This is a genomic window from Verrucomicrobiota bacterium (assembly GCA_016200005.1).
Taxonomy (GTDB): Bacteria; Verrucomicrobiota; Verrucomicrobiia; order Limisphaerales; family PALSA-1396; genus PALSA-1396.
On sequence record JACQFP010000020.1, the window covers coordinates 40,133 to 64,307 of the forward strand.

The 24,175-nt window shown below is 57.9% G+C and carries 18 protein-coding genes; 12 read left to right on the forward strand and 6 right to left on the reverse strand.

All coding sequences use genetic code 11. From position 1 onward, the window contains the following. Window positions 1-12: 12 nt before the first annotated feature. From HY298_06345 to HY298_06360, 4 genes are all read right to left on the reverse strand, one after another. Window positions 13-2,766: an ankyrin repeat domain-containing protein gene (locus tag HY298_06345; GenBank protein ID MBI3849896.1), complete on the reverse strand. Its 2,754-nt coding sequence runs from the start codon at window positions 2,764-2,766 to the stop codon at window positions 13-15. 48 nt (window positions 2,767-2,814) lie between these two features. After that, window positions 2,815-3,186, reverse strand: coding sequence for a winged helix-turn-helix domain-containing protein (locus tag HY298_06350; protein ID MBI3849897.1), 372 nt, complete (start codon window positions 3,184-3,186; stop codon window positions 2,815-2,817). Window positions 3,187-3,398: 212 nt separating this feature from the next. Beyond that, a complete protein-coding gene (gene typA, locus HY298_06355; GenBank protein ID MBI3849898.1) occupies window positions 3,399-5,234 on the reverse strand; it encodes a translational GTPase TypA in 1,836 nt (611 codons plus the stop codon). Between the two features lie 180 nt (window positions 5,235-5,414). Then, window positions 5,415-7,118, reverse strand: coding sequence for a PE-PGRS family protein (locus tag HY298_06360; GenBank protein MBI3849899.1), 1,704 nt, complete (start codon window positions 7,116-7,118; stop codon window positions 5,415-5,417). A 253-nt stretch (window positions 7,119-7,371) separates the two neighbouring features. Here HY298_06360 and HY298_06365 point away from each other — a divergent pair, with 253 nt between their 5' ends. The 4 genes from HY298_06365 (at window position 7,372) to HY298_06380 (ending at window position 14,143) form a co-directional block, all read left to right on the forward strand. After that, window positions 7,372-7,791 carry a hypothetical protein gene (locus HY298_06365; GenBank protein ID MBI3849900.1) on the forward strand — a complete coding sequence of 140 codons (420 nt, stop codon included), beginning with the start codon at window positions 7,372-7,374 and terminating at the stop codon, window positions 7,789-7,791. Window positions 7,792-7,957: 166 nt separating this feature from the next. Continuing rightward, the gene (locus tag HY298_06370; GenBank protein MBI3849901.1) at window positions 7,958-8,830 is read left to right on the forward strand and encodes a prepilin-type N-terminal cleavage/methylation domain-containing protein; all 873 of its coding nucleotides are present in this window, start codon (window positions 7,958-7,960) and stop codon (window positions 8,828-8,830) included. A 378-nt stretch (window positions 8,831-9,208) separates the two neighbouring features. Then, window positions 9,209-12,385: a hypothetical protein gene (locus tag HY298_06375; protein ID MBI3849902.1), complete on the forward strand. Its 3,177-nt coding sequence runs from the start codon at window positions 9,209-9,211 to the stop codon at window positions 12,383-12,385. A 417-nt stretch (window positions 12,386-12,802) separates the two neighbouring features. After that, on the forward strand, window positions 12,803-14,143 hold the full coding sequence (locus tag HY298_06380; GenBank protein ID MBI3849903.1) for a glutamate--tRNA ligase: 1,341 nt from the start codon (window positions 12,803-12,805) through the stop codon (window positions 14,141-14,143). Here the strand turns inward: HY298_06380 and purE are convergent. Beyond that, window positions 14,133-14,642 (reverse strand): 5-(carboxyamino)imidazole ribonucleotide mutase, encoded by a 510-nt coding sequence (gene purE / locus HY298_06385; GenBank protein ID MBI3849904.1) that lies wholly within the window; start codon window positions 14,640-14,642, stop codon window positions 14,133-14,135. The genes HY298_06380 and purE overlap by 11 nt on opposite strands. Window positions 14,643-14,785: 143 nt before the next feature. Here purE and HY298_06390 point away from each other — a divergent pair, with 143 nt between their 5' ends. From HY298_06390 to HY298_06410, 5 genes are all read left to right on the forward strand, one after another. Then, complete coding sequence (locus HY298_06390) at window positions 14,786-16,048, forward strand: MFS transporter (GenBank protein MBI3849905.1); 1,263 nt, start codon at window positions 14,786-14,788, stop codon at window positions 16,046-16,048. 132 nt (window positions 16,049-16,180) lie between these two features. After that, entirely contained in the window at window positions 16,181-16,762 is a 582-nt protein-coding gene (locus HY298_06395; GenBank protein ID MBI3849906.1) for a CDP-alcohol phosphatidyltransferase family protein, read from the forward strand. A gap of 53 nt (window positions 16,763-16,815) precedes the next feature. Beyond that, window positions 16,816-17,289: a thioredoxin-dependent thiol peroxidase gene (gene bcp, locus HY298_06400; GenBank protein ID MBI3849907.1), complete on the forward strand. Its 474-nt coding sequence runs from the start codon at window positions 16,816-16,818 to the stop codon at window positions 17,287-17,289. Window positions 17,290-17,298: 9 nt separating this feature from the next. Then, window positions 17,299-19,287 carry a metal-sulfur cluster assembly factor gene (locus HY298_06405; protein MBI3849908.1) on the forward strand — a complete coding sequence of 663 codons (1,989 nt, stop codon included), beginning with the start codon at window positions 17,299-17,301 and terminating at the stop codon, window positions 19,285-19,287. Between the two features lie 349 nt (window positions 19,288-19,636). After that, complete coding sequence (locus tag HY298_06410; protein ID MBI3849909.1) at window positions 19,637-20,986, forward strand: PQQ-binding-like beta-propeller repeat protein; 1,350 nt, start codon at window positions 19,637-19,639, stop codon at window positions 20,984-20,986. Between the two features lie 258 nt (window positions 20,987-21,244). Here HY298_06410 and HY298_06415 read toward each other — a convergent pair whose 3' ends face one another. Further along, window positions 21,245-21,781, reverse strand: coding sequence for a four helix bundle protein (locus tag HY298_06415; GenBank protein ID MBI3849910.1), 537 nt, complete (start codon window positions 21,779-21,781; stop codon window positions 21,245-21,247). A 666-nt stretch (window positions 21,782-22,447) separates the two neighbouring features. Here HY298_06415 and HY298_06420 point away from each other — a divergent pair. The 3 genes from HY298_06420 to HY298_06430 are packed head-to-tail and all read left to right on the forward strand — an operon-like array spanning window position 22,448 to window position 24,163. Further along, window positions 22,448-22,843 carry a hypothetical protein gene (locus HY298_06420; GenBank protein MBI3849911.1) on the forward strand — a complete coding sequence of 132 codons (396 nt, stop codon included), beginning with the start codon at window positions 22,448-22,450 and terminating at the stop codon, window positions 22,841-22,843. A gap of 35 nt (window positions 22,844-22,878) precedes the next feature. Continuing rightward, the gene (locus tag HY298_06425) at window positions 22,879-23,826 is read left to right on the forward strand and encodes a hypothetical protein (GenBank protein ID MBI3849912.1); all 948 of its coding nucleotides are present in this window, start codon (window positions 22,879-22,881) and stop codon (window positions 23,824-23,826) included. 7 nt (window positions 23,827-23,833) lie between these two features. After that, entirely contained in the window at window positions 23,834-24,163 is a 330-nt protein-coding gene (locus HY298_06430; protein ID MBI3849913.1) for a hypothetical protein, read from the forward strand. The last annotated feature ends 12 nt before the right edge of the window (window positions 24,164-24,175 follow it).

Genomic DNA, 24,175 nt, shown 5'->3' on the forward strand with positions numbered 1-24,175 from the left:
TTTGGGTATTTTTCAGGGTTTGTCTGGCACTTCGATTACGTCGCCGTCGCGCAGCCAGAGGTCGTCTTGACGCGGCTTTTTGCCATCCAGGAACTCCTGCGCATTCACAACGAATTCCTTCGTCTCGTTCGTCGCAGGGTTGGTTCGTTTGACCTTGATGCGAGACAGGTCAGAGGAAGAGCGGAGAATTCTTCGCACTGTGTCTTGCTGAAGCGCGGACGAGAGATACGCTGCTTCTGAACGGCCTTGAATCGCGACTTCGTTCGGCTGGCCTTTGATAACGAAGATTACCTGCCGTGACAGACACTCTAGGAGTTGTTGATCCTGATTGTGAGTCAAACCAACCGCCGTTTCCGACAAGGCGTGCTCCCGTTCCCGGATTTCAACCAAATCGCCAAATTCAAGACTTACATCCTTTGTTCGATCAAAACCGTTTGTCCCTCCAAGTACATTCACTTGAATTTCCTTTTGCTCGCCCGCTTTGGTTCCAGTCCGCCGCACGATAGTAATCCTTGAAAAGTCCGGGAAAGACAGTGCGGTGGGGTTCTGCTGGTAGGAAACCAAGGAACCGCCAACGAACTTCTGCGAGTTGACGGGTTGAGGATAAAAGTTGCGAACCGCCTCCAGCACGGTGAAACCGTTGATTCCATTTGCATCTTTTCTGAACACGATCTGCTGGGGAACACCTGCCCGCGTCACGCGAACGCTGGAAAAGTCCGGCAACTCATCCAGCGCGCCGTGCTGGCGGAGTAATTCAGCCAACTCACCGCTTTTCGGCTTCAGGATATCCAGCGGGGTTTGACCCTGGTTGTTCCGGATGTTGGGATCAGCGCCTCTTGCCAATAGCAGTTCAACAAATTCCTTCCGACCGATCTGAACCGCATGATGCAGCGGAGTCATGCCGCTCTTGTCCTTGGCGTTTGGATCTGCCTTAGCATCCAGAAGCGCGGCCACGATGGCTTTGTCCTGAAGGTTGCCAATGGCGATGACCAGAGGCGCATAGCCGTCGGCACGGAGTTGGTCGGGATTTGCTCCGTTCGCCAGCAGCAATCTTATCACGTCCACTTTTCGGCTGTTGATGGCGTTCCAAAGCGCTGTGTTGCCTTGCGCGTCCAGCAGATTTGGATTGGCCTTGTGCATCAGCAGCAACGAAACGATCTCGGCGTCTCCGTTGCCGGCGGCGATCATCAATGGCGTGACCTCAGCCTGGCCGCGAACAGCAGTTGCGTTCGGATTGGCGCCGTGTTCGAGCAGGAGCTTTGCAACATCGCGGTGCCCACCGCTTGCGGCGTGGTGCAACGGGGTTGATGCACCTGTGGCAGGCTCGCTGCCGTTCGCTTCCGCGCCCGCGGCAAGCAGTTGAGCCGCAATGGCCGTCTTGCCCAGAATCGCCGCGAGGTCGAGCGGCGATTCACCGAAGGAATTGCGCAAGGTCAGGTCCGCACGATTGGTCAGCAGCAGGGAGACCATCGCCGCGTCTCCGCGCACGACGGCGAAATGAAGCGGCGCACCTTCGGTCGTCCGATCGCGCCCCCAATTCTTGCGCGTTCGGCTGACAATGTTCGGATCCACTCCGTGCGCGAGCAGCGCCGCTGCCACGGGCCGAGAGCCGTTCTCCACTGCAAGGGTAAGCGAAGTGCGCGCCGTTTCGTCGCGGAGGTTCGGGTCGGCCTTGGCGGCCAACAGAGCTTCAGCGACCGACAGGAATCCGCGTTCTGCCGCCCGGTGCAGAGCCGTCTGACCCGCGCCGTCGACGGCATTGACCGCCGCTCCGCGTCGCAGGAGCAATTCGACCATCGCTTTATGCCCGTCACCTGCGGCGTAGGAGAGGGGCCGATTCAAGTTCACGTCCGCGCCATTGGACAACAGGAACTCCGCGACTCGCGACTGCGCCATGCGGGCAGCGCGGCACAGCGGCGTGAGGTTGGGATCACCCGACGGTGCGTTGATGAGGTCGGGGCTGTTCTGGATCATCGCCTGGATGCGGCGGATTTCTTTTTCCTCGTCGTCGGTCGTGGCAAGGGCGTCACTGCCGCCGCCGGAAGCATTTTTCTCAGATGATGCTTGCTCCGTTTTTGCCGCTTGAAGTGCAGCTTTCATTTTCAGCTCCAGTCCTTGCATCACGCCTTCCAACTGGGCATTGATCTGATTATTGATCGTGTCCAAAACCGCACGGGCCTTCTGCACTTCTGAACTCTCCGGGCCATAATCCTTTTGGAGACCGGCCAAGTTTTGTTCCGCCCGGCTCAAGTCCTGCATCAACGTGGTCAAATACGGATTGGGATAATTTTGCTGGATGGCGATCCGCCGCTTTTCGGGGGTCAGCCTTTTCAGTTCCTCAATTTGTGCTTGCATGGAAGCCGCTTCAGTTTGCGCAGCGTTTTGTTGCACATTTCTGCGCAGTGCCTCTGTGAAAGCCTCGGGACCGGATTGTGGACGTTGCACATTGTTCCGACTCAATTTCACCAAGTCGGTTTGATCGGAGAAATCCCGCAGTATGCGTTCGTATTGGACATTTGCTTCGTTGGTCTTGCCGAGTTTGCGATAACATTCGCCCAAACGGAAGATGGCCGTGGCCGCCAGTTGCCGGTCTTTGTCGAATCGCGCGGCGACCGATTGATACGCCTGAATGGCCGCGTCCAGATTGCGATTGGCTTCTTCTTCAAACAATCCTTTCTGGAGCGCGCTGCTGAGGTCGTTGGTGGCCGCGCGAACGAGAGTTGCGGCGATCAGAAGAATTCCGCCGAGCAAAAGTTTTGTCTTCATAGTTGTCTGATTTCTTTCAAGTTTGACGCAACCGGCCTCAACCAATTGTCACACTTTTGTAAAATCGGCTGGCCGCAAAAAAGCAAAAACATCCAATAACCAACGCCCAACATCGAACATCCAATTGCCGCTGGTTGCTCGCCGTTCAATTGAGTGTTGGTTGTTCGATGTTGGATGTTGGATGTTCATCTTGTTTCGAGCCGGTATCCCACCCCAGGCACGGTCTTGATCCAGCGCGGTTCGTCGGGATTGTTCGATGTTGGCGCGCAAATTTGCAATGTGATTGTCCACCGTGCGCGTGGGCGGGAATCCAGCGAGGCCCCAGACCGCGTCGAGAAACCGTTCGCGCGACACCAGCTCCCCGGTCGTTTCGTTCCCCGCGAACGGCCGGTGGTAGCTTGCGGGGAGTTTGCGGCGCACCCGGAGGAGTCTCTGTCGCCTTGGCGGCTTTCAGCGGATTTGGGACGGTCGGCGGCAGAAGGATCGCCCCGCGTCGAGGAATGCATCTGCAAACGATCGAAGCTCGGTTCGACCGCCAAGACGGCCGGCCTCGCCCGCCACGCCGAATTGAAACTAGCCACACGAGCAAAGCTCGTGACGCGTTCAACTTTCCACAGTAGGCAATGTCGTTGTTACTCCGCCACCACTCTAGTCGCCCGGCTTTGCGCGGCGCGTTTGCGTTTGGTTTCGTCGAGTTCCTTCTTGCGCAGGCGCAGGTTCTTCGGCGTGGCTTCCACGTACTCATCCGGGCCGATGTATTCAAGCGCGCGTTCGAGCGACATCCGCAACGGCGCGTCGAGTTGGATGCCTTTGCCATCGCCTTGCGAACGCATGTTGGTCAGACGTTTCGCCTTGCACGGGTTGACCGGAATGTCGTTCTCGCGGGCGTTTTCGCCGACGATCATCCCGACGTAAATCTGTTCGCCCGGTTCGACCATGAGCCGTCCGCGTTCCTGGACCATGTTCAGCGCGTAGGCCATCGCTTCGCCGGATTCCATGCTGACGAGCGAACCATTCTTGCGCGCGGCAATGTCGCCGCGGTCCGCGCCATACTCGTGGAAGAGATGGCTCATGACGCCGAGGCCGCGCGTCTGGTTGACGAGGTCGGTTTCAAAACCGATGAGGCCGCGCGTGGGAATCAACGCTTCAATGCTCACTTCATCACCGTGATGATTCATGTTGATGATTTCGCCCTTGCGGTCGGCCAGGTTTTGCAACACGTCGCCCATGGAGCTTTTGGGGATTTCGAGGAAGAGCTTTTCAATCGGCTCCAGCAGGTGGCCGTCCTTGTCTTTGCGATAAATCACTTCGGGACGGGAAACCAGGACTTCGTAACCTTCGCGTCGCATCTGCTCGACGAGGATGGCGATCTGCATTTCACCGCGCCCGCTGACGTTGAAAATGTTCGGCGCGTCCGTCTGCTCGACCCGCAGCGCGACGTTGGTGCGGGTTTCCTTGACGAGCCGTTCCCAGATGTGACGGGCGGTGACGAGTTTGCCGTCCTGCCCGGCGAGCGGACTGTCGTTGACGGCGAATTGCATTTGAATCGTCGGTGGATCGATCGGCACATACGGGACCGGCGTCACGGTCTCGGAGTTGGTGATGGTTTCGCTGATGAACACATCGTCGAAGCCGGTCACGCCAATGATGTCGCCGGCATGGGCTTCCTGGATTTCAATCCGTTGCAATCCTTGAAAATGAAAGAGCGCGGTGGCTTTGGACTTCGTTCTGTTGCCGTTGCCGTGGATGCAAACGAGCGGATCGCCGACCTTGATCTGGCCGCAGAGAATCTTGCCCAGCGCAATTCGACCCAGGTAATCGGAGTAATCCAGATTGGCGACGAGCAATTTCAAATCGGTGCCCGCATGGGCGCGGGGCGGCGGGATGTGTTTGATGATCGCCTCGAACAACGGGTCCATGGTGCCGCTGACGTGCTCCAATTCCACCTTGGCGAATCCGAGCTTGGCGCTGGCATAAATGACCGGGAAATCAAGTTGCTCATCGGTCGCATGGAGCGAGACGAACAATTCAAACACCGCGTCGAGCACCTTGTGGGGCATGGCATTTTCGCGGTCGATCTTGTTGATGACGACGATGGGTTTGGCGCCGACTTCGAGCGCCTTGCGAAGGACGAAGCGCGTCTGGGCCTGCGGGCCATCCACCGAATCGACGACCAGCAACACACCGTCGATCATGTTGAGAATGCGTTCGACCTCGCCGCCAAAATCCGCGTGGCCGGGCGTGTCAACAATGTTGACGTGATAATCCTTGTATTTGAACGCGGCGTTCTTGGCCTTGATGGTGATGCCTTTTTCGCGCTCCAGATCCATGGAGTCCATGATGCGCTCCTCGGCGGCGATGGCCTGGTTGGCGCGAAAGGTGCCCGACTGTTTCAACAGGCAATCGACGAGCGTCGTCTTGCCGTGGTCAACGTGGGCGATGATGGCGATGTTGCGTATATGCTGCATAATTTTTCAGACCGAGCCGCGTAGTATGCCTTGTGGAATGGAAAGGTCAAGTGTTGGTTAAGCCCGACAGGGATACTGGGATGCTTTTCGATCGTTCGGAAGAAAGTATTTGCCCCGTTCCGGTGACGATGATGACCGCTTTGGTGGTGACCAGAGACTTATATTATCTATCGCCGGTTGCTAGGGGTAAGTCGTTGACACAACTCCGGGCGGTCCAGCGTTGCCCGGTGATCTGCCGCCGTCCCCGCCGTTGCCGAGGGTGAAACTCAGCGAATTCGTTTGTGGATTCGAACTGCCGGCACGCACAAGCCCGATCGAAGGCCCGCCGGCCCCACCGCCACCATGTCCGCCGTTGCCGCCGTTGCCACCGTCACCCCCGCGACCTCCATTTGAGCCATCGTCTTGTTCACCGCCGCCGCCGTAATTGTTCCCTGCGCCGAGAAGTGTTGCGGCATGAGCGCCGAGGCCGCCAGCACCACCGCCGCCGCCAGCGCCGCCGCCGCCGCCGCCGCCGCCATTGCCGGTAGCGAGTGTGCTGTTCTCAATTCCCGCGTCCGAGTTCCAGAGATAAATGGCGAACGAACCACCGCCGGATTGGCCACCAGTGCCGGCAGTTCCGGCGCAACCCCCGCCACCACCCCCGCCACCACCCCCGCCATAGGAATCGCAGTTAACAGTACCACCACCTCCCCCCCCGCCGCCGCCGCCGCCGTTACCGGGGGTACCGCCAGTGCCCGAGCTGCCACTCGTTGAGGCGTATCCCAGTTGCGTGTAGCCGCCCTGCAATCCGGCACTACCATTCAGGCCATTGGTGCCATTCGCGCCGTTGCTGCCCCAATAGTTGGTGGGCGTATCCCAATTTCCATTACAGCAAGGAGTGCCTTGGCCGCCAAGGGTGCCGCCAGCACCGATGAGACCGGACGAGCCTGATGAACCGCCGTTACCGGGACCGCCACCTTGACCTCCGGTTCGCCCGCAAGGCGAAGTTCCACCTGGGCCGCCACCCGGCCGGTTGCAAGAACTGCAAAAGCCGGAACTATCTTCGCAGCCAGGCTGACCGAGCTGGCCGTCTACAGCGTTTGCTCCGTTAACGCCGCTGAAACCCGCAATTCCGTTCCCACCATTGCCTGCCTGAATCGAACAGCGCCGGATAACCAGGCCGGAACCGTTAAGGGCATAAATGCCATAGGCGCTTGCCCCTGCACCTGACGCGTTCCCACCGGTGATCGTCAAATGATCCAGCGTCGTCCTGTTCGTGAGATTGCCAGCGTTTACCGCCGTTGCGTTGGTGACCGTGACATTGACAGTGAACGCATCGTTGCGCGACCAATCGGCAGAACTGTAGCCACCATAAATGGAAACTCCATTGGAAAGATTCAGCGTGCCTGAAGTATAAACGCCAGCCGCTACGTAAACGTCCTTGTTTGCCGCTGCCGCGCGCTGAATGCCTTCCGCCAAGGTGCGCACGGGCTGCGCCATCGTTCCAGGAAAGCCGTCATTACCGGACGTCGCGACGAAGATCGCCCGCGTCACATCGCCATCAATGCCATCGCCATTCGAATCGATGAAAGCGTCGTCCGGTTCATCAACGATGTTGCTGGCGGCGAGAAAGAGGCGGAAGAACAAAGCGTTGTTCGTCGGTGGGAGCAATACGTAGAACGTGCCGGTACCCGGGGCGGGCAGTTGCGGTACGGCGGTCCAGTCGTTGGATGACGGCAGCGTGGTGGTTTGTTGCAGAATGATATTCGTGGAATTGGTGGCCGACCAGGAGAGCAAGACGTTCGTGCCCTGCCAGGCGATGTCAAGTTTGGGTTGCGCCAGCCCGATCATGAAGAGCAAACTTGAGCCCAGAAGAATTCCGATGGATACACGGAACAGTTTCATAACGATTGTGTTTCGAAGCACGCTTACAAAAGTAGGAAGCATTTTCAAGCTTTACGTCAGCGTTGGTCAAGCCCGGCAGGGATTCTTTGCGGGGGGGGCGCACCCGGCACGTATCAATGTTACGCGACGAACCAGGGTTGATCTCAATGTCCGAGGGCGCCACTGGTGCGTCCAACGCAACGGTTTCACGTAGTTTTGAGTTGAAGATTCCTGCAACAATCGCGAAATTCACCTTGGCGCTTTCAGAACAATTATGAAGACAATAACATCGATGACGGGTTTGTGCGTAGTGATGTTTGGTTTGCTTGCCAGCGCCTGTAACAAGCCCCAGCCCGCAGTGAAGGTTGACCCGCATTCGCCGGAAGCCGTGAACAATGTTTTGCAACAGCAACCAGCATTGCTGAGCACAGCATTCAAGACCAACGACCTTCTGTTCATCCATAACCAGATGTATTACATCGGCACTTTCGTGGATGCGTTATCTCGTAAGCTGGAGGGTGACAAGAAGGAGCGAGTGGACCCCATATTGGTGGAGCTTAAACAGATTATTGAGGAAATTGATAATTCGGCAGGCCGCCGCCACAAAGATGCCACGGAAGCCAACCTCGAGAACTTCTACGCGGTGCTGAAGCGGTTGGATGCGGAATTCAAGCCCGCCATTACGAATAGGTGACGGCCCTTCACCAAACACGGTCAATCCCGGCTTCATCAACTCAAACGATTATCGCTGGGCAAGAACCCCAAATGATTCTTGACACCACAGGTGTAACAATTATTTTTGTATCACTTAAAATCCCAAAAGGTTCATGAAAACTACCGACGTTTCGTCGGTGACCAGAATGGTCGCCGAGAAAGAGACGCATAGCGTCCTGAGTTTCACCCGACGGTTTCGAATTACCCGCCACTCCGCGCGGTCATCAGGGCGGGCATTCACGTTGATTGAGTTGTTGGTCGTCATTGCCATCATCGCCATTCTCGCGGGCCTTCTTTTGCCCGCCTTGTCAAAAGCGAAGGCGAAAGGCCAGCATGTCAGTTGCATCAACAATCTAAAACAAATCGGGCTGGCGTTTATGCTTTACGTGGGCGACTACCGGGACACTTTTCCCGGATGCGCCGCCCGACAACCTACCCCGCCGGTGGACGAAGACTGGATTTATTGGAATTGCGATGATGCTAGGATTACCGCCAACTCTCGGAGGGCAGATATCAACAATGGGGCCATCGTTCCATTTATCGGCCGCTTCGTCACCAATCTGTTTCAATGCCCGTCCGACCGAGACATTAAGGTGCGCGCAGCTACTCCGAACGGACAACCAGTGGGAAACTACCTTTACAGTTACACAGCCAACAGTTGGTTCGAGGGTACTGGCCTGACGATGAACGGGATCAACCACGGTATTACTTCGCTTATTCCTGGTGATCCGGGTTACGGTGACCCGCTGCTCTTCAAATCAACCACGGTTCGCCGCCCAGGGGCCAAGCTCATGCTCGTTGAAGAACACGCCTACAGGAATTTGCCCGACGATGGGCGGTGGACCCCGACCACGGTCAGACTCATTGGCCTGGCACATCCCCCGCCGTTCACTTCCTTGCCCAGCTACATCAGCAACCGCCACTCCGGTAAGGGGACCGTTACTTTTGCCGATGGGCACGTTGAAACGGTGAAACCCAGTTTTGGCAATCTGCCGGAACATTTTGATACCATCTACTGATGGAACCCAACTTCCGAATAAAGAGGATGCTCCCGCGTAAGTTCACCACGAATTCATTTGTGCGCGCAATCAAATGCAACATTTCCTTACCTGGTTCGGTCGATCGAACTGTGACACCCGTGTAAGAAAATCAACGGGCATCCTTTCATGGTTTCAGGATTTGATTACTGCGAGACGTGGTAAATAATACAAACAACGGCCGTTCAGAAAATCTAAAGTGGAAGCCGGCTGTGAAAGCGAAATTCATAACTCTCAAGTGGAAAAAAAAGTAAAAAAAACACTTGCATGGAAACTTGATCGTTTGTAGAAATAGGCATAACCCAATGGCTGTCATTGAACAGACGTTCTGAAAATCTCAACTCAACCCCCATGAGAACCATGAAAACAAAAATCATAACACTCCTCGCATTGGTCATAACTTCGTCGCTCTCGCTGGCCCAAGTGGGCTCGCCGGAAGACGCCGGGCTGACCCCACGAACGTCGACAATCGACGTCAACACCAACTACAACAACAACAGTCTCGAGACTGGTGACATTACCATCACGTCTAATACCAATGTGGTCTTGGCATATGAGGATGACGACGGCGGGATCTTGGATTTTGAAGCTAATTGGACGGTGTATAGCGCGCTGGGCGCTTTGCTCACGCCGGCGGTAACGATCACAAATATTGTGGGTAGCGCATGCTTTGCGACCGCGGAAGCGATCACGAACTGCACGACTCGGTCCTTCTTCCGTTCGAATGGCAGTCCGACTCCGCATTACACTGGAGATTACGGAGGGAAGGCCAAGGGCAACTGGTTTGGCCCGGGGTTTGGGTTTATGGCCGGGTGCGACGGTATCGCTTGTGAAATTCCAGAGTTGACCGCCATCAACGTAGATGGCGGCGGTGCTACGGCGAATGGTTCTCCGTTCGTGCAGTTGCTTAACAACGATGGTAGCCGGAACACATCTGCGGGAGGTCCGGACGTGGCAGGGATTGTGTCATTTTCCGACGCAGATACAGAACCGAACGGCGGTAACGGTGATATCCGGCCAACTGATCTTGAATTCTTGTCCAACGGGAACATCGTGATCGCGGGCTTTAGCCGTCAGACAGAAGACCGTGCGCTAACCGGCCAGACCAACGGCAACGTTGTGGTTTATAAAGTCTTGAATTCGTCGGGCGGGGTGGTGAAGGCTTATTCAGTGGCGACTTCAGAACTGGCTGGCGATCAGACGGCGGGGCAGGACGCGTGGCACGGTGTGGCGGCGACAGCCAATGGTTTTGCGATCCGCTTTAGTCAGGCTGGGGACAAGATGCGCTTGTTTGACAATAATGGCAACCCGCTGGGGACGAACATCAATGTTGCAGCAGTGACGGGCCATCCAGAAGCGGCCACTGCTGGTCGCGGGGACGGCATGGGTTTCAAAGGCAATGGCAACGACGCTTATGTGTATGCCGTTAACAGCGGCGCAGGAGGACCCTGGGTAACGGTGTTTAACGCCAATGGCACTGTGCGTTACTCGCGCGCGGTTACGGAAACGAACGACTCGGGCCTATACGCCAATTCCGACCGTCTGGATGCGGCCATTGACGAAGCCGGGAGGGTCATTGTAGCGTTTGACGCCTCAAATAATGACACTAATAACGGCAACGTGTTCCGCTTGACTCAAGCGCGCGTGTTCGATCCTTGTGGTAATCCCATTGGGCCCGTGTTCTATGTGAGCGAGCGCGAGAATGCGACTAATGCCATCGCGGGCAACACTGCTGGACGGCCGCGCGTTGCTTGGCGAGGCAATACCATCGCCGTGATGTGGGGCAGTCTGAACAGCCCGGTCCTTGCAGATAATGTTCTTGCCCTCAGAATATTTGACGCCCCGCCCTGCAATCTAACTCCCTGCAGCGCCAGCGCGGCTGGCATGACGACCATTGTGCCGGATAAAGCCCTCTGGTACAATTCCGCCAACTTCTACACAAATGGTCCGCTCAACCCGGCGGTACAAGTTCCGAACTTGGGGAACTGGGAACCTTTCTGCAGCGTGCTGGGCAATAGCACGTTCCTGATTGAAGCCAACACTTTTGCCGACGATGGAGCTCAAGTGAATCAGCGCTACGCAGTCACTTTACAGCCCGTCGGTGGCGGCACGGCCAAGATCGGTGAGGCGTTCTACACCGACGCGGGTGCGGCTTACCGGGGGCAAATTAACGGTTCCCGCCAAAACGGAAACCCTGGCCGCGTGGCCGGTGATAAGCGTCCGGGCGCCACGAGCTTTATTGCTGGCGGTGAATCTTCGCCTGATGGATTTGCGCCATTCCTGTCCGACACCCGTTGGGCTGCCGGGACCACGAGCGGCATGTACAACGGAGGGAACCGTTACGGTGCCGTTCAAACCTATTCGTTGAATACTTCAACCTTGGTGCAAAGTCCACTCCACAAGGCCTTCGATGCTGTCAATGGTCAGCAGACGGCTGCGTATGCGGGAAATGCACCGGAAGTCTCCCGTTTTGGCGGCGGACTGACGGTCTTGGACAATGGGAACAGCGTGGTAGTGATTCATGACAAGACGACCTACACCGATCCCGCTGCCAACGTCACTACTTTTGCGATCATAACACCGAGTGGTGGAATCGTGAAAAGCAACACACTGGTTGATCCGCGGGACATTTGGGACAATGTGAGCGCGTTCAAGGGTGGGTTTGCTGTGCGTTGCCATGACACGATTTACTTCTACAACAACGCCGGGAATCTCCAAGGCTCGACTCTGCAAAGCGCGTCGGGGGTCAGCTTTGACACAGGTCGTGGGGACGGGACGCGCATTGCCTCTCATATCTTCAGCCCGTACGTTTATCTGGCTGGTGAGATCAACGAAGGCACGAATGGTATTGTCCGGTTGGCGGTTTGGGATTCACGGACACGAGCGTTTGTCGCCCAGACAGCGATTACGACCTGTTACCAGCCAGGTGATGGAGGTGGAAATCATGGCCCGGACCGCGTGAATCTGGCAGTGGATGCCTGTGATCGCGTGTGTGTCACATACGCAGTCAATCCAGATAATTCCGATGCGGCCAATTTCTCGTTTCGCCAAATCGCGGCGCGGGTGGTGCAGTTCAATCCGCGTAGGAGTAACTTCAGCTTCCTGAGCCCCGAGTTCTTCCCGTTTGTGAATCAGGACCGGGTTGGTGCTGGAGTACAAACGATTCAGACCATCGGTTCCAGCGTTGCCATGACGACGAAGGAAATCTGCATCGCCGCGAAAGGCTCGATCAACAGCACGAACAACCCGTCCGCGGGTGCTGATTCGGCGACTGAGACGACTGTCTATACGGTCATCAGCCATCCGGCGCCCGAGGCTGATCCGACACTGCCGATCCTGGGCATTGCCCAGTCAGGAAGTAATGTCATCGTTTCGTGGGCGACGAACACGTGCGATTACGTTGTCCAGAGCGCGACGAGCGTCACGGGTCCCTACGCCGACCTGAGTCCGCAGCCACCGATCGTCGTTGTTGGCGGCTCGAAGACGGTGACCATACCGATCGGAAGCGGCAACTTGTTCGTCCGGTTGGTGCGATAATAGAACTCCAAACACGGCCGACCGGATTTAGCGTCGGTTCAAGGCCCGCCGAAAGGCGGGCCTTTTTTGTCACGCAATGCCCCGCAAGACGTACGGAAATGTGAATGTCACGCTGGCCCAGCTTCATGTATAAATGTCGATCTGGCCGAGCAACCACCCTGGCTCTGACAAGGGAGCGTTTCGAACCTCCGGGTTGGGAGCATGGTTTCTCCGCCTGACCAAAATCTGTCCGAGAATCAAAGCCGGGCGCAGACCGAGTACGTAACTGACTTGTCTGGCGTGTGGACTGACAGTTGGTTGGCTTGGAGTCGATTCGCGTCTCATCGACAGGCTTGCCACTTTCTCTCGCGTCTCGCTACCCTTGTCCTGGTGACGATGAAATTCTTTATCTTGGAAACGTAACATCCGGAATACCGCATGAGCATTCGCGTACGATTTGCACCCAGCCCGACGGGTTTTCTCCACATCGGCGGCGCGCGCACCGCGCTGTTCAACTGGCTTTACGCCCGGCACACCGGCGGCACGTTTGTCCTGCGCATCGAAGACACCGACGCCGCGCGCAACACGCAGGAAGCTGTGGACGTGATCCTCAACGGCCTGCGCTGGCTTGGCCTGCATTGGGACGAAGGTCCGCTCACGAGCGATGCCACCGGCGCCTGCAAGGGTGACCGCGGCCCGTATTTCCAAAGTCAGCGCAGTGAGAACTACCAACGCCGCGTCGAAGCGTTGCTCTCGCACGGGCTCGCCTACGAACACGAGGGCGCGATCAAATTCAAGATGCAACGCGAGCCGATTGTCATCCCCGACCTCGTCGTCGGCGACGTGCTCCGTAAACTCACCGACCGCGAGGAAGCCGACCCCGACTTCGTCATCGTTCGCTCGGACGGCCAGCCGGTGTTCCACTTCGTCAACGTCGTGGACGATCTGGAGATGGGCATCACGCACGTCATTCGCGGCGAGGATCACCTGAGCAACACCGCCAAGCACATCGCGCTTTTCCGCGCGTTTGGCGTCGAGCCGCCGCGCTACGCGCACATCCCGCTCATCCTGAACGCCGACGGCAGCAAGATGAGCAAGCGCGACCGCGGCGCGTCCCTCACGACTTATCTCGACGAAGGTTTTCTACCCGAAGCCGTGAACAACTATCTGTGCCTCCTCGGCTGGTCACCCAAGGAGAACACGGAAAAAATTTCGCTCGCCGAAGTCGTCGAGCGCTTCGACCTGCCGCAAATTCTCCGCCACAACGCCAGGTTCGACTTCGACAAACTCCTCTGGCTGCAAGGCGAATACTGTCGCGAACTGCCTAACGACCGCTTCTACGAACTCGCCGTCCACGCGCTCGCCAAGGCCGGCATTGACACCAACAAGCACGACGTGAACTACGTCAAAGCCGCGCTCGACACCTGCAAAGGCAAAATCAAAACCTTCAGCGAACTGCCGGCGTATGGCGGCTTTTATTTCCGCGACGAAATCATCTACGACCTCGAAGCCGCGAAGAAGAGTTTCTTGCCCGAAAACAAACCGCGCCTGGAAAAACTGCGCGACGCCTTCGGTAAACTCGCTACCTTCGACGCCGCGTCATTGGAAGCCGCGCTCAAAGCCGTTGCAGGCGAACTGGGAGTAAAAGCTGGCGCACTGGTGCATCCGACCCGGATGGCCTGCACCGGAAGCGCCGCCGGGCCGAGTCTCTACCATCTATTGGAAGTGTTGGGTAAGGAGCGGGTCTTGAACCGGATTGATCGCATGCTCAGGATTTGATGTTCAACGTGTGGTTCTTTGCTCGCGATTCCTCGGCCAGCTTTTCCTTGAACTTCACCATCGCCTGCTGGAGTTTCGCATCCGAGGAGGCGAGAATCTGCACCGCGAGCAAACCGGCATTCCTCCCCGAGCCAATTCCCACCGTGGCGACCGGCACTCCCGGCGGCATCTGCACGATGGACAGCAGCGAGTCCAGTCCCTTCAGCGACTTGCTATCGATCGGTACGCCGATGACGGGCAGCGTCGTGAACGCCGCCGTGACGCCCGGCAGATGCGCCGCGCCGCCCGCTCCCGCAATGATGACGCGCAGACCACGCTTGATCGCGCTGCTGGCGTAAGCTTCCAAATCTTTCGGCGTGCGATGTGCGGAAATGACTTTGGATTCGCAGGGAACACCGAACTCCGCGCAGGTATCGGCCGCGGCTTTCATTGTCGGCCAGTCCGAGTCACTGCCCATCAATATTCCCACTACTGGATTCCTATTATTCGTTGTGTTCATGTTTCCCCGACAGATTGAGCTTTAGCGTATTGGGATTGGCAAGACGGAAAGCAATATGCCAGCGACAATAAGCTTCCGAAGGGGTTCTGAAATCTGCTGCACTTAAGATCTCCAGACCTTAGACTCTCCGAAAATAACGATAGATGAACGGCTGGAAACAAATCGCTGATTTTCTGGCGCTGCGACGGAACACCTCGTTGCTGCTGGTTGCGCTGGTGCTGGCGCTGACGGGCGAGCGATTGTGGCTCAACTTCGCCCCGAAATATCTCGAAACGCTGGGCGCAAGCATCCTGATTATCGGTTTGTTCGACGCCCTGCAAACATTGCTCGGCGCGCTTTACGCCTATCCCGGCGGCTGGTTGACGGATCGCTGGGGTCAGCGCCGCTCCTTGCTCTTCTTCAACGCGCTTTCGTTGGCCGGCTATGTGTTGGTTATCTTCTGGCAACACTGGCTGGCGCTCGTTATCGGCGCGTTTCTGTTTCTGGCCTGGAGCGCGCTGTCGTTGCCGACGACCTTCTCTGTGGTCGCCACGTCACTGGAATCAAGCCGGCACACGATGGGTATTGGCGTGCAATCGATGGTGCGCCGCGTGCCGATGATGCTCGGTCCGCTGATCGGCGGCTGGCTGGTGAATCATTACGGTTGGGGCAGGGGAGTGCAGCTCGCGTTGCTCATCTGCATCGCACTGAGCTCGCTCACCGCGGTCTTCCAATGGTTCATGCTTGAGACAAAACCCACTCCTGACCCCTCCCAGGAGGGGCATAATTCTGGGGGCACGCGTTCTTCCTTGCTCCCCTCCACCGAAGGGGTTGGGGGTGGGTCGCAACAGATTGGGTTCTTCACCGTCGTCAACTCCTTCACGCCCGCGCTGCGTGAATTGCTGGTCAGCGACATCCTCATCCGCTATTGTGAACGCATTCCCTTCGCGTGGGTGATCTTGTGGGCGATGAATCACGGCGGGTTGAACGCTGAACAATTCGGCTGGCTGGTGGCCATCGAAATGGTGACCGCGATGCTTTGCTACATTCCAGTCGCTCATCTGGCAGACAAATACGGTCGTCGCCCTTTCGTGCTGGTGACGTTCTGCTTCTTTACACTGTTTCCGATCACGTTGCTCTGGGCGGATAACTTCACGTGGCTGGCATTGGCTTTTATGGTGCGGGGGCTGAAGGAATTCGGCGAGCCGGCGCGCAAGGCATTGATCATCGCCGAGGCCAGACCGGAACTCCGGGCGCGTTCGTACGGGGCGTATTATTTGATTCGCGATTGCATGGTGACGAGCGGCTCGTTCCTCGGAGCGTGGTTGTGGAGTTTCAGTCCGCACGCGAATTTTATTGGCGCAGCGATTTGCGGCGGGCTGGGCACGCTCTGGTTTTGGTGGTTTATTTATCGGCGGCGCCCTTAAACCGCGTTGGAGTTCAAGCTTCAGCTTGTCGGCGGTTAGGACTGGAGGGCGATAAACCAGATCATTCCACCGACAAGCTAAAGCTTGAACTCCAACTCTGGCCGCGCATGATGGCGCGTGCAGTCCATGACCATGGCCAACAAAATCACGATTCTGCGGATTTTGCTGGTACCATTCTTTATCGCGCAGGTCCTCTACTATGTCGGCAGCGGTAACGAACTGTATCGGCTGCTCGCCATCGTTTCATTCGCCATCGCCGCCATCAGTGACGGCGTGGATGGCTACCTGGCGCGCCACTACAACCAGCGCAGCGAGTTGGGCGCGATTCTCGATCCGCTGGCGGATAAACTTCTGCTCGTCTCCGGCATCGTGCTCCTGAGCCTGAACAACGCGCCGTATCTGGAGCAGATTCCATTGTGGTTGACCATGACCATCATCGGGCGGGACGTAATCATCTTGATCGGCATGGTGGTGATTCATTATACGGTCGGGAAGGTGATTGTTCATCCACGAATGATCGGCAAGGTGGCGACCGTGGTGCAAATGACCGTCGTGCTCTGGACATTGTTGCGCTGGGACGCGCATTGGCTTCTGGTTTGGAATGTTGGCGCCGCGGTCTGCACCGGCGCCTCCGGCCTGCTTTACATCTTTGACGGCGTTCGGCAGTTGAGCGCCAGCCCCAAGGCCGAGGCGAGTTCGAAGTTGAAGACCTAATGCTGCAAAAGGATGTATTTGATCCAAACCACCGACCGAATCATACGAGTAACATGGCAAAAGAAATCGAACTCAAATTAAAAGCAGGCGATGAAGCGCCGGAATTCTCTGCGTTGACCAGCGGCGGCGGCCAAATTTCGCTGGCCGACCTCAAAGGCAAAAACGTCATCCTCTACTTTTATCCCCGGGACGACACGCCCGGTTGCACCAAGGAAGCGTGTGCCTTTCGTGATCACTTTGCCGAGTTCAAAAGGAAAGGCGCCGTTGTGCTCGGCGTCAGCATCGACCCGGTGAAGTCGCACGACAAATTTGTGGAGAAATTCAAGCTGCCGTTCACGCTGCTGGCGGATGAGGACAGGAAGATCGTTTCGGCGTATGGCGTCTGGGGCCAGAAAAGTTTCATGGGCCGGAAATACATGGGCACGCATCGTGTGACCTTTCTGATCGGCGCGGACGGACGCATCAAAAGAATCTGGCCGAAGGTCAAACCGGCCGAGCACGCAGCGGAAGTGTTGGCGGCACTGTAAGGGGGCCGGATGGAAACCAAAGAAAACTTGAATCTGGAGAACGAGAATCAACCGGATGTTGCACGGGAATCGAGAGGAACGATTAAACGCCGGACGTTTCTCGGCTTGAGCCTGTCCGGTTTCGCCGGACTTTCGCTGCCAGCGCTCTCGCAACCGCGCGCCCAGGCTGCGGCTGAAGGACCGCCGACGAACGCCATCCAGAAAAGCCCGGGCGTCAAGTCTGCGTATTGGGAGCGCACGGATCGGTTTGAAGAGAAGCTGAAGCTGCTCGAGGCGGCGTGGCAGAAGAAAGATTTCCGGCTGGCGCGCGCGCTGGCACATTCGCTGCGGAGCACGGCGATTCAGGCGCAAGCCGAGGAGGAGAATCCCGGAACGCCACTGATGGCGGCTTCGCGATATGAAATGGTGGAGTCGCTACCGTCACCGTGGAACAACTGGGCGCATGGGTGGAAATACTGCAAGCTCTTGACGCTCGCTGAACCCATCGGCCAGCAGCGGTCAGCCGAGCCGGTGGAGGTGTTGCTGGGTTTTCCGGCGGAACAGGTGACGTTCCTCGCGCGGGAGTTGCGCGTCGCGCGAGTGGCCGACGGCGCGTTGAAGGAAATTCCGTGTCAGGTGTATGGCGAGGTGCGGCGGGGCAATGAACGTTTCTGCAAACTGCTGTTCATGGCTGATTGTCCGGCGAATCAAGCGCAGACGTGGCTGGTGTTTTATGGAAACCCGGACGCGGAATTTCCAGGATATCCATCGGACCTGGTGACAACGGGCGAAGGCTTCGGGCTGGACATCGAAAACGAATTTTTCAAGGCATCGCTCTCGCGGCAGATGGGGCAACTCGAACGGCTGACGCTCAAGCGCGAGCACGGGCTGGAATTGTTTTCCGGCGGCGAGGGCCACGGTGAGCCGCCGGGCATCGATTGGGCGCATGATTACGTGGATTCGGGGAGTTTTCAGAAATTGCGCATTACGTTGTGGGACACGTGTTCGGATTATGAAGTCGTGCGCGGGCCGTTGTGCACGATGGTGCGGCGCTGGGGATTTCCGTATTCGCCGGTGCATCCGTTGTTTTCGCCGAGCCGGCTCAACATCGACGTCGAATACCGCTTCTACGCCGGTCTGCCGTGGTTTCACAAAATTGGCCGCATGGAAGCGGTCAAAAGTTTTGAGGCGGAAGGTTTGCGGGATGACGAGTGGGTCTTCTCCGGGAACTCATTCACGGACATCGTGTGGATGGGGCCGGACGGAAAACTGCGCATCGGCGAGGTGGACAAGGAGCATCAGGAAAACCTCTGGGGCGTCGGCTTCTTCAACAAAGAAAGCAAGGACTCGTTCATCGCGCTGTTTCTGGAGCACAAGGCCGAGGGGTTGCCGGAGCTGAAACATTCCGGCGCGCCGACGTTGTCCTATCGCTGGCATGGGCAACTTTGGAGCCGGTATCCGCTGCCGGGCAGACACGTGCCCGCTGGTGCCGTGTTGCATGAGAAGAACGCCTACGTTGCCTTGCCGTTCACGACGGCGGATGGGCCGCGCATGATTGAAGAATTGCGTCGCCGCCTGATGAATCCGTTGGTCGCGTCGGCGGGTGAAGTGCCGAAGGGTGTCACCGCGAAGGCATCTCCGGGACGATTGGCGCGCCCGGGAGAAGCCGGCGACAGTCCGATTCCCAAGAAGGTTTTGTGGGACGCGTTGCGCGATTGCAAAGACGCGCAGCTTTACACGGCGGACATCAACGTGGTGGACCTCGGTCTGGTGTACGATGTGCGCGTGCGGGGCGACGTGGTGACGGTGATCATGACGATGCCGCATCGCGGGCGGCCGCGTGTCGGTTACTTCGCGCACGGCTCGATCTCGGTGCATCCCACGTATTCACGGCCGGTGGAGGAGCGGTTGCTGCAAGTGCCCGGCGTGCGCCAGGTGGTGGTGGAGCAGACTTGGGAGCCGGTTTGGAGTTCCAATCAACTGACGGACGAGGGGCGCCGGAAGCTGGGGTTGTCGTGATCGTGGAGCGCTGCGACCACTGTCGCATCCACCTCCTCCCCGCCGTCCGATGGCGTAGAGAAAGAGGGAGGGGATTCTCTGAGATGATTTCGCGCACTGAACCCTAATCCGTAGCAGCCGACGTAAGTCGGCTCTGACTTTCACCGAATTCAGATGGAGCGCACTCACGTCCGCTGCTACGAGGTTCATGGGAGGGATAAAAACCTCGCAACCTCACAATCCAGTTCGAAAGAGCATGACGGTTCATCATTGCAGTACGAAAAACATTTGTCCGCCGGCGAGGTTGGAAAAATTAGTTGCGCTTTCCACGCAGTCGGTTTCCTATTGGATCAACAAGAAGAAATTCATTATGAAAAATCAAACCATCCTCCGTTATGTTTTCACCGGGTTGTCGTCCACTTTGCTGACGACGGCGCTGATCTCCTCACCCGCCACAACGCGCGCCGCGGGCGGCGACGTGTTGTGGACGAATCAATTCAATCTCTCCGGCGGCCGGGACCAGGCGCTGGCCGTGGCCGCAAAAGGCCGGGGCGTCTTTGTCGCCGGCCGGGTCCGAAACGCCACCCTCAACGACGACTGGCGGATCAACGCCTATGACGCCGTGAGTGGCTCGTTGCTCTGGACCAATCAGCTTGACGTCGCCGGAGGCCGCGACGAAGCCCTCTCGGTGGCCGTGGCAGGGAAGGTCGTGGCAGCCGCCGGACGGGTCCGCAATGGATCGTTAAACGATGACTGGCTCGTGCGCGCTTACGATGCCGGCATCGGCAGCCTCCTGTGGCAGGACCTGTACGACGCCACCAATGGCAACGACCGCGCGAATGCCATCGTCGCGCTGGGCAAAAGCGTTGTCGCCGTCGGACGCGTCCGCAACAGTGCCGGCAACGACGATTGGTTTGTGCGGGCTTACGATGCCACCACCGGCGCGCTCCGCTGGCAGGATCAGCTTGACCTCGTCGGCGACAATGACGAAGCCGTCGCCGTCACCATTCAAGGCACGAAAGTGTTCGCCGTGGGTCACGTCACCAATGGCGCCGGAGACAGCGATTGGTACGTGCGCGCCTACAACCTCGTCAACGGCGCCGTCCTCTGGACCAACCAATTCGACAAGGTGGCCGGCGACGATGCCGCGCTGGCGGTGGTCGCCCGGGGCAAATCGGTTTTCGTCGCGGGTTATGTTGTCAACGGTGCTGGCGATGAAGATTGGGAGGTGCGCGCGTACGATGCGGGCACCGGCAACCTGCTTTGGGAAGACCAACATGATCTGGCGGCGGATGACGACCGCGCCGTGAGCCTGGCCGTGCGCGGGCACAGCGTGGTGGTCGCCGGCAGCGTGCGCAACCTTGCGGGCGATTCCGACTTCGCCGTGCGCACCTACGACACCGGGTCGGGCAACCTGCTCTGGGAGGATCGTTACAACCCCGCGGGCGGCAACGATGCGGCCCTGGCCACAACCGTTTCCGGCAGCACCGCGCTGATCGTTGGCCGGGTTACCAATGCCCAGGGCGACACCGACTGGTTTGTGCGCGCCTACAGCGTCAAGGCCGGCGCGCAGCTCTGGAGCGATCAAGTCAACCCGAATGGCGGGGACGACGAAGCGTTCGGGGTGGCGACCGCCGGCAACCGCGCCATCGTGGTTGGCGATGTGGAGAACGCCGCTGGCAACGCGGACTGGTCGGTGCGAACGTCCGCGGTGAAGTAATCTCGCCGGGAGAGATTCCACGGATCAAAGTTCGCCAATCGAGCTACTAATCCCACCCCCTGCTCCTCCCAGGAGGAGCGGGCCGCATGGTGAATTGTCATTCGGCTATTGGCCATTCGCTACTGGCTATCAGCTATTGGCTATTTGCAATCGGCTCATTGGTTATTCCGGCGGTGTTTGGCCTTTGGCTATTGGCTATCGGCTCATTGACCATTCGCGCCGCGTTTCGCGATTGGCAATTGGCTCATGGGCGATCGACTAATCTTCCACCGGTTCACCACGCGCGGCGCGCGATTCCGGTGAATTGAAAAGCGGATGGTCTGGTCTCAGGTTCCGCAAAAAATTCAGACGAAAATCTTTTGCCTTCTGCGCCGTCTCGCGTCGCTCCTTCACCTCGCCGGTCAAATGCCGTTTACCTTGCACCGGCGATCTGTCAATGGACGCCGTCCACGCCGTCAGTTGTCGCGCGCACGATTCCGCGAGGGAGCGGATTTCGTGCAAGCGGCGCACGATGGGTTTGAGTTTCGGCCGGTCCTTGACCACCGCCATCATGGAGCGCACTTCCCCGGCGCTGCCGCGTGCGATGGCGAGAAACATGTTCAGTTCGTTGGTCGTCACGCGCTCAAAACCTTCCGCGATGTTGTTGGAGACGGAGAGCGCGGCGCGGTCGAGTTGGTTGCGGAAGCCAGGCGTGAGCGGCACGTCCGGTTCCTCCAGCAGATCCAGCACGCGATTGTAGAGTCGCGCGGCCTCCTGCCACACGGGCAGGTCTTCAAACTTCAGATACTTGGGCATGATGGGATTCCTTTCAGTGGTTGTTGATGCGTGAGGTTTCAATAGCCGATAACCGATAGTCAATAGCCAAGATGAAAGTTCGCGCGCCGTGCCGTTTCGGCGATCGGCTATTTGCAATCGGCTATCATTGATCGGCTATCGGTCATTGTCTATTGGCTATGGCCGAAGGCAGGCGTCAACGGGTGGTAAAACCGTGATCCGCCGCCGCCTCGCCGCGAAAGAGCGCAAAGAACACAGAACCGTTTCAACGCGGATGAACACCGACGGACGCGGATTCTGCTCTCAACTCTCAACCTTCAGCCAGTCGCCAACCGGGTCGGAGAATCAACCGCGAAACACGCGCACTACGCGAACAAAACTCCCCGCTTTGCAACCGCCGCTTGCTTCGCTACTCTCACCACGTCAGTCAAAAACAAAACGACCAGAAAACTTTTTTACAAAATCATTTCGCGCAGTCTCGGCTGCTGTTCGCTACGAAACGTGGAAATTTCGATCGAAGGACAGCGCTCGACGCGCGCCCCTCGGGGCGCGCTGAAAGCGTTCCTTCGAAGGCATCCACGTGCCTGTAGCGGGGCGCAAGTAAGTGTCGCCCCCTTCTGTTTCAGGCACGGATTCCTTCCAGGAGCAGTCCCTCAACACGGCTGATTCGCGCGCGAGCGAACAGCCATGCCGCGAATCTTTGACAATATCGAAGCCGCTCTGCTGCCTGCTTTGGAGCAGACGCTTGAGCTTTCCAATCGCGCCGACTTCTGCGTCGGCTATTTCAATCTTCGCGGCTGGAGGGAACTGGACTCGCACGTTGAAGCATGGGCTGGCGGAAAAGAGAATTGCTGCCGCCTGCTGGTCGGGATGCAGCGGCTTCCGCAGGAGGAATTGCGCGCGGCGTTCAGCCTGACTCAAGGCCAGGATCAACTCGACAATCAGACTGCCCTCCGCCTCAAGAAGAAGCTCGCCGAGGAATTTCGCAATCAGTTGACCTTCGGTGTGCCGACGAACTCGGATGGAACAGGCCCGCGCCCGGCGAGTTCGCCTTGCCGACGGAAATCTGGCGCGAAGTCGTAGCCCGGCGGACGCGATATTTTGAACTGCGCGCAAGAATGTGTGGTGAAACGCTCGCCCTCACCCCGGCCCTCTCCCCCGGGGAGAGGGGGAATCGTTCTCCGTCTCACGACAAATCGAGCGCGTCACCTTTGCCAGGCGCGGCGGATGTTTCTCCCTCTCCTGGGGGAGAGGGCCGGGGTGAGGGCGGAACATTCCCTCCCATCCGCGACATCAACAACCTCATCACGCTCAACCTCGACATCCGCCAGTTCGCGCAGGACGTGATTGAGAATTGCGAAGGGCCGGAAATGCTTCGCGCCTTCTGGCAGGCCATCACCACCATCACCGTGCTCGACCTGACGTGCGGTTCGGGTGCGTTCCTGTTCGCGGCGCTCAACATCCTTGAACCGCTTTACGAAGCCTGCCTCGACCGCATGGAAGCGTTCGTCGAAGACCTTGAGCGCTCCGGCGAAAAGCACCGGCCGGAAAAATTATCCGACTTCCGAAAAATCCTGGAGCGCGTGGCCGCGCATCCGAACCGCCGCTACTTCATTTTCAAAAGCATCATCCTGAACAACCTCTTCGGCGTGGACATCATGGAAGAGGCGGTGGAAATCTGCAAACTGCGCCTGTTCCTCAAGCTCGCCGCACAAGTCGAACCGGACGCCGCCAGGGACAACCTCGGCATCGAACCGCTGACCGCCCATCATGTGTTCGTCTTGGGGCTTTGCAAGGAGGCCATCCCTGGGATTCGAACCGCAGAATATCCAGGCACAGATGCCGATTACTACGAGGAACAGCGCAGGCTGTTTTACGTCACGATTACCCGCTCAAGAGAGACGCTGGTTCTTTCGAGGCCGAAAAAAATCAAACCGGGAGACGCTCAAAAACTGAATCTGCGAGTTGGAGCGCCGGAATTTCATTATTCAAAACTCCAAATGTGCCCGTTCCTGCGAGACATCATGGATACGCTTCCGGCAGCAGTGGATGGTGAAAACTTGTAGAGGAGAAATGACCCCTGCTGTGCTCAACCTTGCCGACGCCCGTTATCCAAAGCGTTTGAGCGAGCATTTTGGCACTGACGCGCCGCCGCAACTGTCCGCTCTCAGCAATCTGGACTTGCTCGCGTTGCCCAAGACCGCGCTTCTCTGTTCCGCCCGTTGCCCCGGAGATGCCATCCTCCGCACCTACGATCAGGCCGCCAAGTGGCGCGACGCCGGTCGCTGTGTCATCAGCGGCTTCCATCTGCCCAGGGCCGAGACAAGGAAGATTTGCGCCTTTGCACCGTGGCGTCGTTGCCTTAAAAGTAATCAGCGTTCATCAGCGTCCATCAGCGGTTGAAGGTCTTGTTTG